Raw genomic sequence first — 11,331 nt, forward strand, 5'->3', positions numbered from 1 at the left:
GATGACGGAACCCTTCCATCCATGTCACAGGAGAGACCATGACCGCACCACAACCCCCCGAGCGGTTGCCCGCCTGGCGGGCCTTCATCAAGCGCCGTCCGCTGCTGAGCTTCTTCACCCTGTGCATCACCCTGAGCTGGGTCGCCTGGGTCCCCTACATCGTCGGCAACCACGGGCTGGGGATCGAGGACATCGGGGGCACCGACATGATGACGGGCCAGCTTCTGTTGATGCTGCCCGGCGCCTACCTCGGGCCGATCTTCTCCGCCTTCCTCGTCACAGCCGTGGCCGATGGACGGGAGGGGGTCCGCAAGTGGGTGGGCCGTCTGTTCAGGTGGCGGGTCGGTCTGCGCTGGTACGCGCTGGCCCTGCTCGGCGTCCCGGCCGCACTGATCGTGTGCAGCCTCGTGTTCTCCGGCGGAAGCATCCAGGCGCCGCCGAGCATGCTGTTCGTCATGTTCCTGCCCGGCCTGATCCTGCAGTTCCTGACGACCGGTATCGCCGAGGAGCCGGGCTGGCGTGACTTCGCCCTGCCCCGTATGCAGCCCATGTTCGGTCCACTGCCGGGCACCGTCATCCTCGGTCTGATCTGGGGTGTGTGGCACCTTCCGCTGTTCCTCACCCAGTGGGCCGGCTACCCGGAGGAGGTCACCTGGCTCTCCCCATTGGAGTTCACGGTCTCCTGCGTGGCCATCAGCATCGTGATGACCTGGGTGTTCAACCGCACCGGCGAGAGCCTGCCGGTCGCCATCCTGCTGCACGCCGGCGTCAACAACTTCATGTCGATGGCCTACGGCCCCATGTTCCCCTCGATCGACGCCCGCGACACGGCCGCCCACGTCATGCTCCTGGCCTTCGGTGTGGCCTCCATCGTTCTTCTCATCACCACCAAGGGCAGGCTCGGGTACGTGCCCGCGGTCCAGGACCCGGCTCCGCATGATCCGGCCTCGTCCCAGGGCGACCGGAAGCCCGGGGAGAATGTCCAGGCCTGACGACCTCGATCCCGAAAGAACCCGAGTAGGACCTCTTTGATCTTCAGCGACACGGCCTCCCGCCCCGCCCCCGGATGTTCACGGGCGGGGCGGTCGCCCTTTCTCCTCCCGTCCATCGCCGGCGTGGTCATCGCCCTCACCACCGGTTGCGGCGCCACCATGCCCGCGACCGCCCCCGCTCCCCCGGTCACCGGTCCCGCCGCCGACGGTGAACCGACCGAGGCGGACGTCAACGCCTGGCTCGACGGGCTCGTGCCCGCCGCGTTGGAGACGGAGGGCATCGCCGGCGCCGCCGTGAGCGTGGTGCACGACGGCGAGATCCTCACCAGCCGCGGTTATGGCAACTCCGACACCGGGGTGGGCTACGAGTACGAGGAGACGGCGGCCGGCGACATCGTGACCACGCCGGTCGACCCCGACCTGGACCTCTTCCGGGCGGGATCGGTCACCAAACCCTTCACCGCCACCGCGGTGATGCGGCTGGTCGAGGCCGGTGAGCTCGACCTGGACACCGACGTGAACGAGTACGTCGACTTCACCCTGAACACCTCCTTCGACGAGCCCGTCACCCTGCGCCACCTGCTCACGCACACGGCCGGGTACGAGGAGGTCATCGCGGCCCTGGTCCTGCCCGACGGGACCGAACCGGACCTGCGCGCCGCCGTCGCCGACGCTCCTCCCGAACAGGTCTACGAGCCCGGGACCGTCCCCGCCTACTCCAACTACGGGTACGCCCTGGCCGGATACGTGGTCGAACGGACCAGCGGTGTGTCCTACGAGGAGTACGTCGACGAGAACGTGCTCGCCCCACTGGGAATGGACTCCTCCACCACCAGGCAACCGCTCCCCGACGACCCGTCGTTATCGCTCTCCCACGGCTACGCGACCGACGACGGCAGACCCCAGGACTTCGAGATCGTGGCGGGTGCGCCCGCCGGCTCGCTGTCCACCACGGCCACCGACATGGCCCGCTTCATGCTCGCCCACCTGGACGCGGGCGGCGAGGACGGGCCCTCCGTGCTGTCACCGGAGACCCTCGACCTCATGCACGCCCCGGCCCTGGACGAGGACACGTTGGGAGGCCTGGCCGAGGGTCCCCGGATGACGCTGGGCTTCTTCGAGGAGGATCGAAACGGGCACCGGATCATCGGCCATGGTGGGGACACGTCCTTCTTCCACACCCACATGCAGATCTACCCGGAGGACGACACCGGGATCTTCATCAGCCTCAACAGCGGCGGGCACGAGAAGACCTCCACTCTGCAACTGCGCGAGGCCGTCATGTTCGGCTTCGCCGACCGCTACTTCCCCGAGCAGGAACAGGAGGAGCCTCTACCGGCCGGCGGCGAGGTCTCCGAGGGCCCGGAGAGGCGCGCCCACGCGGTGGCGGGTTCCTACAACGGTTCGCGGTCGACGCCCAGCACCTTCCTGAAGGCCCTCGACGTGTTCCGGGAGACCGAGGTGACGGTTCGCATGGACCTGAGCATCCTCGTCTCCCCCGGCCCCGAGACCGGGCGTCCCACCGCCTACGAGGAGATCGAACCCTGGGTATGGCGCGAGGTCGAAGGACAGCGGATCCTGACCGCCCGGGTGGCACAGGGCGAGGTCGAGGCCCTCGGCCACGGCCCGGCCGGCGCTCTGCTGCCCGTCGAACCGCAGCGGTCGGCGACGATAGCCCTGCCGGTGTTGTTCCTCTCCGTGGGAGTACTGGTCCTGGCCCTGCTGTCCTGGTCGATCGGCGCGCTGACACGGTGGCACCTGTCCCTGCCCGGGCGGGACCGAACCGGACGCCTGGCGCGTGCGGCCACACGGGTCGCGGTGGGTGCGACGATGGCCGCCTGCGCCGGCTGGGTCCTGGCCATCATGACGATCATGGACCTGCGGGACGTCTCCCCGCTGACGTTGAGGGCGATCCAGGTCGCTCAAGCGGTGGGCGTGCTCGGCGTCGTCCCCGCCGCGATGGTGGTCCTGGCCGATGTGCGTCGCCGGGCCGGGTGGCTCCGGTGCGCGGGCGGGGTGCTGGTCCTGGCCGCGCTGGCGGGCTGTGCCTGGTTCGCCGTGTCCTTCAACCTGCTCGTCCCCGACATCTCCTACTGAGTCCGCCACCTTGAAGCGCTGTCCACGGGAGCCTCTCCCGTGGACAGCGCTTTCTCAGGACAGCGCTTTCTCAGGCCGTGGGCAGGCGCCACGCGGTGATGCCGCGCGGTGCCAGGACGTGGGTCCCCGCGCCGGACGTGGTGACCCCCGTCAACGGGGCGCCCGACAGGCCGCGGAGTTCGACGGGTTCGTCGGTGCGATTGGTCAGGAAGCGGTACTCGGCGTCATCGTCGGCACGCACGGTCAGCTCCACCCGGCCGCGCAACCCCTCGGGGAGTTCGCCGTCGATCCCGGCGTCGGCCAACAGGCGGCCGAGCAGGGCGACTCGGTGGGCCTCGTCCAAACGGGTCGAGACGTAGGCGGCGCCACCACCGCCGGGCAGCGCGCGACGGGTCAACGCCGCTCCTCCCGCCAGGGGACCGTCGGCGTAACGGGCCAGGACCTCGGTCTCGGCCGAGGTGACGGTGATCCGGTCCGACCACACCGTTCCCGAGGAACCGTCGTCCAGGCCCACGCTCGCGCCCTCGGGCAGGGGCGCGAACTCCTCGATCCGAAGACCCAGCAGGTCGCGCAACGGCCCCGGATAGCCGCCCAGGTGGACGTGATCGTTCTCGTCGACGATCCCGGAGAAGTAGGTGGTGACCAGGTGCCTACCGCCCAAGGCGTACTCCTTCAGGCGTTCGGCGGTGGCCTCGGGCAGCACGTGCAGCAGGGGCGCGACCACCAGGTCGTAGGCCTCCCAGTCGGCGTCGGTGGGCAGCACGTCCACACGCACGCCCACCTCAAGGAAAGCGGTGTACCAGTCCAGGGCCTCGCGGTGCACGTCCAACAGCGAACTGGGCAGCGAGTCGCGGCTCACCGCCCACCTGGACTCCCAGTCGAAGACGATGGCGGCCCGAGCTGGCAGCCGCCGCGATCCGGCGACCTCGGCCAGGTCCTCGGCCAACACCCGCCCCAGTTCGGTCACGTCCCGAAAGACCCGGCTCTCGGCACCGGTGTGCGGCACCATCGCCGAGTGGTACTTCTCCGCACCGGCCGCCGACTGTCGCCACTGGAAGAAACACACGGCGTCGGCGCCGTGCGCCACGTGCAGCAGGGAGTCGCGTGCCATCTCACCCGGGGCCTTGGGCGGGTTGACCGAGCGCCAGTTGACCGCGCTGGTGGAGTGCTCCATCAAGTACCAGGGGCGCCCACGTGCCAGGCCGCCGGTGAGGTTGGCGCAGAAGGAGAGTTCGTCGGCGCCGCCGGGTTCGGGGCGCACGTAGTGGTCGTTGGAGACGAAGTCGACCTCGTGCGCCCAGTCGGCGTAGTTCATCTCCGAGACGTGGCCCATGACCATGAAGTTGGTGGTGATGGGGATGTCGGGAGTGATACGACGCAGGATAGCGCTTTCCGCCCGTAGGTGATCGAGCAGCGCGTCGGAGGAGAAACGCGCGAAGTCGAGCTGTTGGGTGGGGTTGACGTGCGAGGCGGCCAGCCGGGGCGGTAGGACCTGACCCCAGTCGGTGTAGCGCTGGGACCAGAAGTCGGTGGCCCAGGCGTGGTTGAGCCCGTCGACCGTGGTGTAACGCTCCCGCAGCCAGGCCCGGAAGGCGGTCGCGGCGTCCTCGGAGTAATCGTGGACGTTGTGGCAGCCCAGTTCGTTGGACACGTGCCAGGCGGCCAGGGCGGGGTGGTGACCGTAGCGTTCGGCCAGGGCGGTGGTCACCTCCAGCGCGTGGCGGCGGAACACCGGTGACGTGGGGCGCCAATGCTGGCGGGCACCGGGCCAGACGGTCTCACCGGTGCGGGTGACCGGCAGGATCTCGGGGTGAGCGGTGGCCAACCAGGCGGGCGGCGAGGCGGTGGCGGTGGCCAGATCGACGGCGACGCCGTTCTCGTGCAACCGGTCCATGATCTCGTCCAGCCAGCCGAAGTCCCAGGTGTGGGGGTCCGGTCGCAGCCGCGACCAGGAGAACACCCCGAGGGTGACGATGTTGACCCCGGCGCGGCGCATCAGACGCAGGTCCTCCTCCCACACCCGGCGGGGCCACTGTTCGGGGTTGTAGTCGGCGCCGTAGCCGAATCGGGGGCGGGCGGGCCGGTCGGGCCAACGCGGCCAGTCACGCGAACCGGCGTCGGTCATGGTGTTTCCCTTCGAAGAACATGGGTGTGGTGGGGACGGCCGGGGCCGCCCCCACCGGGGTCGTGCCCCGGTCAGTCACCGGTGTCGACGGTGAATCCCTGGTCCTCGCCGTAACGGGCCGAGACGTCCTGCCAGTCGGCCAGCCCCTCGGCGAGGGTGGTGTCGGAGACGTAGGCCTGGCCCACGGTGTCGTTGAACAGCGAGTTGGCGTGGGCCTGGTAGGGCAGGTAGGCCCAGCCCTCGCGCACATTGGCCGCGGAGTCAGCGTAGACCTGGTTGACCTGCTGGCCACCGAAGTACTCGGACTCGATCGCCAGGAACTCCTCCGATTCCAGGTCGGCGACGGTCGCCGGGAAGGCGCCCTGGTCGATTCGGGCCTGGATCCCCTCACCGGCGTTGGCGTACTCGATGAAGGCGTAGGCGAGCGCCTGGTTCTCCGCGCCCACCGGCACCGCCAGGGCGCTGCCGCCGCTCTCGGCGCTGGAGGTCTCACCCTCTTCCCAGGCGGGCGGCGGGGCCACCCTCCAGGAACCGGCCCCGTCGGGGACCCCGGACTCCAGGTTCAGCCCCATCCACGCGCCGGTGACCAGGGTGGCGACACTGCCGTCGCCCAACGCCTGGTACCACTCGTCGCTCCAGGAGGTCACCGGTAGCAACAGGTCCTCGTCGATGAGCTGCTGCCAGGTGTCCGCGTAGCGGGCGGTGCCCTCGTCGGTGAAGTCGATGGTGACCTCCTCGCCCTCCACCGAGTAGGGCTGTCCACCCGCGTGCCAGATCCCGGTGGTGGTGCTGCCGGCGTCACCGTTGTCGGCGGCGATGCGCACGTCGGGGTCGGCCTCGGTGAGTTCCCGGGCCGCTTCGACGTACTCCTCCCAGGTGGTGGGGACCTCCACGTCGAGTTCGTCGAAGACGTCCTGGTTGTAGAACAGGGCGATCGGCCCGGAGTCCATGGGCAGGGCGTGGATAGCGCCTTCCTCGCCCTGGACCGCGCCCCACGGTCCGGCCGTGTAGGACCCCTCCAGTTCCTCGGCCCCCAACGGGGCCAGGTCCACCAGGTGTCCGGCGATGGTGAACTGGCCCAGCGCGAAGTACTCGATGTGGGCGACGTCGGGCAGCCCCGACCCGGCGGACAACGCGTTCTGCAACGCGGTGTACTGCTCGTCGCCGGTACCGACGTTCTCCACGTTGACGGTGACGCCGGGGTGGGCCTCCTCGAAGTCCTCGGCGACCCGCTCCAGGGTGGGTTCCCAAGCCCAGACGGTGATCTCACCGCCCTCCTCCAAGGCGGTCGCGACGTCCTCGGCGGTGATGTCGGGGGCGGTGTCGTCACCGGAGCCACAGGCGCTCAGCGCCAGGCACAGTGCGCCGACCGCGGCGGCACGGGGTGCTCTGCTGTTCATCGGGGGGTCTCCTCGGTCGTGGTGGTGTGTTCAGCCCTTGAGGCTTCCGGCGGTCAGACCGGAACGCCAGTAGCGCTGCAGCATCAGGAAGGCGGCGATCAGCGGCACGATGGTCAACAGCGATCCGGTGATGACCAGGTGGAAGACGGGTTCGCCCCCGATGGTGGCGGCCTGGTCGTTCCAGGCGTCGAGCCCGAGCGTGAGCGGGAACCAGTCGGGGTCGCGGATCATGATCAGCGGCAGGAAGTAGTTGTTCCAGGTCGTCACCATGGTGAACAGCAGAACCGTGGCGGTTCCGGGAGCCAGCAGCGGCAACGCCACCGTGAAGAAGGTGCGGAGTTCCCCCGAGCCGTCGATGCGCGCCGCCTCCATCAGCTCCGTGGGCACCGCCTGGGCCGCGAAGACCCACATCAGGTACAGGCCGAAGGGCGAGATCAAGGAGGGGACGATGACCGACCAGGGGGTGTTGGTCAGGCCCATCTGGCTGAACATCAAGAACGTGGGCACGGCCAGGGCGGTGCCGGGCACCGCTGCCGCGCCCAGGACCACGGCGAAGACGGCGCGCCGCCCGGGGAAGTCGAACTTGGCCAGGGCGTAGCCGCCGAGCATCGCCAACAGGGTGGCTCCTCCCGCGCCCAGCACCACGTAGAGCACGGTGTTGAGCAGCCAACGCACGAACACCCCGTCGTCGTAGGTGAGCGTGGCGGCGATGTTGTCCAGCAGCGCGAAGTCGGAGCCGAACCACAGTCCGAAGCTGTCCAGCAGTGACTCCTGGCCCTTGGTGGCGTTGATGAGCAACCAGATCAGGGGCACCACGGAGTACAGCAGGGCCAGTCCGGTGATCAGGGTCAGGACGACGCTGGGGCGCCGGCGGGGCGATCCCTGCGGGCCGGGCGCGGAGCGGCGACGGGGCCGGGGCCGGGGCCGGGGTGAGCGGAGCGGGGTGGGGGTGCCCATGGTTCACGCGGCCTTTCGCATGCCGAACAGCTGGACCGCGTAGGCGATGACCATGGTCAACAGCCCCATGATGATCGCCACCGCCGCGGCGTAGTTCTGCTGTTGGCCGGAGAAGGCCAACGAGTAGGTGTAGAGGTTGGGCGTGTAGCCGGAGGTGATGGCGTTGGGCGCCAGACTCTGCAGGATGCTGGGTTCGTTGAACAGTTGGAAGCTGCCGATGATGGAGAAGATCGCCGCGATCACCAGGGCCCCGCGCAGGGCGGGGAGCTTGATCGCGGCGATCACCCGCAGCTGGCCGGCCCCGTCGACCTCGGCCGCCTCGTACAGGTTGTGCGGCACCGTGCGCAGCGCCGAGTACAGGATGAGCATGTTGTATCCGACGAACTGCCAGGTGACGATGTTGCCGATCGAGGCGAGGATAACGCCGGGGGCGAGCGGGTCGGGCAGGGTCACGCCCAGCAGGTCGTTGGCGTTGCCGACGAGCCCGAACCGGGTGCCGTACATGAAGCCCCACATCAGGGTGGCCACCACGGCGGGGACCGCGTAGGGCAGGAAGATCGAGATGCGGAAGAGGTCGCGCCCGTAGAGTCGACCGCTGTCCAGGGCCAGGGCCAGGAGCAGCGCCAGGAACAGCATGATCGGCACCTGGACGGCGAGGAAGAGCGTCACCCTGGACACCGAGTCCCAGAACACCGGATCGGTGAGGGCTCCGCGGTAGTTCTCCAGGCCCACGAACGAGGTGCCGCCGACCAATTGGTCGCGGTACACGCTCAGATAGAGCGAGTACAGGATCGGTGCCACGAAGACCAACGCGAAGACGGTCATGAACGGGGCGAGGAAACCCCACCCGGTCCAGCGTCTTCGGGGTCGGCTCCGCGCCGGTGGCCCGTCCGGTGAGGGTGCGGTGGGTGCGGTCGTCGGCGTCATGGGGGGTCCCTCGTCGTGCACTCCGTGTCGACCACGGCCAGGCCCCGGTGCTGGGGGCGGGAGGTGGGCACCAAGCGATGTTTACGCAAACATTTCGGTGTCGGGAGTGTTGCACCGGGGTCGCCCGGAGGTCAAGGGGTCGGGCGCGGGAAACCTTCGCGGTTCACACCGAGGGCGGCGCGGTGCTGGCGCGTACCACCAGCTCGGTGGGCACCAGCGAGGCCCCGGGGCCGTCCGCCTCCCCGCGCAGCCGACGCAGCGCCCCGGCCACGAGTCGGCGCCCCACCTCATGGAAGTCCTGCCGGACGGTCGTCAGCGGCGGCAGGAACGACGCCGCCTCCGCGATGTCGTCGAACCCCACCACGCTCACGTCCTCGGGAACCGACCGGCCCCGCTCGTGCATCGCCCGCAGCACACCCAACGCCATCTGGTCGTTGGCCACGAACACCGCCGTGCACTCGGGATCGGCTGCCAGATCCAGCCCCGCCCGGTAGCCGCCTTCGGCCGACCAATCGCCGTGGATCGGCTCGGGGATCGGGCACCCGCTCTCCCCCAGTCGCTCCCGCCAGGCGCGGGCCCGGTGTTCCGCGCAGAAGGACTCCCTCGGGCCGGCCAGATGATGCACCGTCCGATGTCCCAGGTCGAGCAGGTGCGAGACCGCCGAACGTGTTCCGCCCCTTTGGTCGGTGTCGACCATGCCGTACCGATCGTCGGCTTCGGAGTCGGCCACGACCACGTGCAACCCCTGCGGCAACCGGACGTCGGCGGCGTCCAACAGGTGGACCTCCATGATGACGATGACGGCGTCCACCGCCAGCTCGCCCAGCCGGGTGAAGGCACCCAGCACCCCGTCCTGGGTGGGCACCGCCACCGGGATGAGCGTGATCGCGTACCCCTCCTGGGCGGCGGAACCCGCGATCGCCTCCAGCGTGCGCAACGTGCCCGTGGTCGACAGGGTGAACACGATGACCCCGAGCGTGCGGAACTCGCCGCGTTTGAGGGCGCGCGCGGCGCTGTTGGGCCGGTAACCGAGCTCCTCCATGGCGGCCAGCACCCGTTCTCGGGTCTCGGGCACCACGCTGGGGCTGCCGTTGGAGACCCGGGAGACGGTCTGCGAGGAGACCCCGGCCAGTCGGGCCACGTCGGCCATGGAGACCCGGGCTCCGCGACGGCGTGCCCCCGCCACGGTCTCAGCGCCCTCTCCCATCCCCACGCCTCCGTGCCCCCTGGCGGCGTCTTCCCCGGCCGCCTCCTGCGTTCGACGGCGCTCAGTTTAGCCGGCACGGGGCGGAGCACCGGCCCTAGGCGGTCGGCGGCGCCGCCACGCTGTCGCGTTCGACCAGGGTGGGGGTGATGACGCTTCGCGTGGAACCGGTCCGTTCACCCGAGACCCGGGACAACAACACGCTCAGCGCCTCGGTGGCCACGGTGTCGAAATCGGGCCGCACCGTGGTCAACGGTGGAATGAAGTAGGCGGCCTCGGGCACGTCGTCGAAGCCCACCACGCTGACGTCGCCGGGCACCGAACGGCCGCGTTCGTGCATCGCCCGCAGGATCCCCAGGGCCAAATGGTCGTTGGCCGCGAACACCGCCGTGACCTCTGGCATTCGGGCCAACATCAGCCCCGCCCGGTAGCCCGATGCGGCGCTCCAGTCGGCCTGGCTGACCGGAGGAACCTCCGCGCCGGCCTCCTCCAAGGTCCGCTGCCAGCCGCGCAGTCGACCGGCGGCGTCGAACCAGTCCGCCGGGCCCGACACGTGCCAGACCGTCTCGTGTCCGGCCTCCAGCAGACACCGCGTGGCCAGTCGCGCCCCGGCCTCCTGGTCCACGGTCACCAGGGTGCCCTCACGTTCGGGGTCGCCGTCCACCGTCACCACGGGAACGTCGGTGGGCACCTCGGCCAGGGCCTCGTCCGCCGCGCCGGTGGGGGCTATCACCACGATCCCGGCGGCCCGCTGTTCGCGGTGGTGTTCCACCGCGGCGGCGATGGAACCGTGGTCCAGGACCCGGACCCGGCGCACGCTGACCACGAACCCCCGCGCGGTGGCGGCCAGTTCGAAGGCGGCCAGCAGCGACGAGGGGCCGAAGAGCGTGGAGTTCTGCGCCACCACGCCCAGGAGCTGGGACTTCCCGGTCGCCAGGGTGCGGGCGGCCCGGTTGGGGCGGTAACCGAGCTGTTCGATGGCGGCGCGCACACGCAACCGGGTCTGCTCACGGACGTTGGGGTGTCCGTTGAGCACACGGGACACCGTCTGGTGGGAGACACCGGCGAGCCGAGCGACGTCCGTCATCGCGGGGTCACGGTTCACCCGGACGGGCGGGGAAGTGTGGTCCACCCAAAAACTCCTTGCCGGGGTTGGTGGGCGTTAACATACTGCACTGCCATTCCCGGGGCAATGGTCGGGAAGGTCGGGAAGTAGGGGTTCTCCACCCGGCTTGTTAGCGCTCACGCCACCGGCACGGGAAAACCCCGGTCGAGTAACCGACCGGGGCGTACGGATTCCTAGGGAAGGTGGAAGACCTCGGTCAGCGGAAGCATCCCCTCATCGGGGCGACCGTCCAGGTCCTCGAAGAGAGGCGCCATCTCCGCCTGCCAGCGGGCGTTGACCTCGGTCTTCGCCATGGCGGCACGGGCCGCGTCGAAGTCCTCGGTCTCCAGGTAGCCGATCACCATGCCCCGCTCGTCGGCGAACAGCGAGTAGTTGTGCCAACCGCTCTCCGACAGGGCCCGACGCATCTCGGGCCATACCTGGGCATGGCGCTCACGGTATTCCGCCAACCGATCCTCGCGCACCTTCAGCACGAAACACACTCGTCGCATGCGTCCCCTTCC

Annotated in this window: 9 protein-coding genes; 2 read left to right on the forward strand and 7 right to left on the reverse strand. The window is 69.7% G+C overall.

Going from position 1 to position 11,331, the window contains the following annotated elements; genetic code table 11:
• Nucleotides 1–38 precede the first annotated feature (38 nt).
• Nucleotides 39–992, forward strand: a complete 954-nt coding sequence (locus ACWGKS_RS04465; protein ID WP_358513249.1) for a CPBP family intramembrane glutamic endopeptidase — start codon at nt 39–41, stop codon at nt 990–992.
• Between the two features lie 123 nt (nt 993–1,115).
• Nucleotides 1,116–3,089: a serine hydrolase domain-containing protein gene (locus ACWGKS_RS04470; RefSeq protein WP_358513251.1), complete on the forward strand. Its 1,974-nt coding sequence runs from the start codon at nt 1,116–1,118 to the stop codon at nt 3,087–3,089.
• A gap of 70 nt (nt 3,090–3,159) precedes the next feature.
• Here ACWGKS_RS04470 and ACWGKS_RS04475 read toward each other — a convergent pair whose 3' ends face one another.
• The 7 genes from ACWGKS_RS04475 to ACWGKS_RS04505 all read right to left on the reverse strand — a co-directional run bounded on the left by ACWGKS_RS04475 (nt 3,160) and on the right by ACWGKS_RS04505 (nt 11,319).
• The gene (locus tag ACWGKS_RS04475) at nt 3,160–5,214 is read right to left on the reverse strand and encodes a beta-galactosidase (RefSeq protein ID WP_358513253.1); all 2,055 of its coding nucleotides are present in this window, start codon (nt 5,212–5,214) and stop codon (nt 3,160–3,162) included.
• 71 nt (nt 5,215–5,285) lie between these two features.
• Nucleotides 5,286–6,614, reverse strand: coding sequence for an ABC transporter substrate-binding protein (locus ACWGKS_RS04480; protein ID WP_358513255.1), 1,329 nt, complete (start codon nt 6,612–6,614; stop codon nt 5,286–5,288).
• Between the two features lie 30 nt (nt 6,615–6,644).
• Entirely contained in the window at nt 6,645–7,571 is a 927-nt protein-coding gene (locus ACWGKS_RS04485; RefSeq protein WP_358513257.1) for a carbohydrate ABC transporter permease, read from the reverse strand.
• Between the two features lie 3 nt (nt 7,572–7,574).
• A complete protein-coding gene (locus tag ACWGKS_RS04490; protein ID WP_358513259.1) occupies nt 7,575–8,498 on the reverse strand; it encodes a carbohydrate ABC transporter permease in 924 nt (307 codons plus the stop codon).
• A gap of 163 nt (nt 8,499–8,661) precedes the next feature.
• A complete protein-coding gene (locus ACWGKS_RS04495; RefSeq protein WP_358513261.1) occupies nt 8,662–9,705 on the reverse strand; it encodes a LacI family DNA-binding transcriptional regulator in 1,044 nt (347 codons plus the stop codon).
• Between the two features lie 94 nt (nt 9,706–9,799).
• A complete protein-coding gene (locus ACWGKS_RS04500) occupies nt 9,800–10,834 on the reverse strand; it encodes a LacI family DNA-binding transcriptional regulator (protein ID WP_358513263.1) in 1,035 nt (344 codons plus the stop codon).
• A 167-nt stretch (nt 10,835–11,001) separates the two neighbouring features.
• Nucleotides 11,002–11,319 (reverse strand): L-rhamnose mutarotase, encoded by a 318-nt coding sequence (locus ACWGKS_RS04505; RefSeq protein WP_358513265.1) that lies wholly within the window; start codon nt 11,317–11,319, stop codon nt 11,002–11,004.
• Nucleotides 11,320–11,331 lie beyond the last annotated feature (12 nt).

Source organism: Nocardiopsis sp. NPDC055879, assembly GCF_053615935.1.

Excerpts from the sequence above, each read along its gene's own strand:
- ACWGKS_RS04465 (WP_358513249.1), top strand. The coding sequence starts at position 39 with ATGACCGCACCACAACCCCCCGAGCGGTTGCCCGCCTGGCGGGCCTTC.
- ACWGKS_RS04475 (WP_358513253.1), bottom strand. The coding sequence starts at position 5,214 with ATGACCGACGCCGGTTCGCGTGACTGGCCGCGTTGGCCCGACCGGCCC.
- ACWGKS_RS04480 (WP_358513255.1), bottom strand. The coding sequence starts at position 6,614 with ATGAACAGCAGAGCACCCCGTGCCGCCGCGGTCGGCGCACTGTGCCTG.
- ACWGKS_RS04485 (WP_358513257.1), bottom strand. The coding sequence starts at position 7,571 with ATGGGCACCCCCACCCCGCTCCGCTCACCCCGGCCCCGGCCCCGGCCC.
- ACWGKS_RS04490 (WP_358513259.1), bottom strand. The coding sequence starts at position 8,498 with ATGACGCCGACGACCGCACCCACCGCACCCTCACCGGACGGGCCACCG.
- ACWGKS_RS04495 (WP_358513261.1), bottom strand. The coding sequence starts at position 9,705 with ATGGGAGAGGGCGCTGAGACCGTGGCGGGGGCACGCCGTCGCGGAGCC.
- ACWGKS_RS04505 (WP_358513265.1), bottom strand. The coding sequence starts at position 11,319 with ATGCGACGAGTGTGTTTCGTGCTGAAGGTGCGCGAGGATCGGTTGGCG.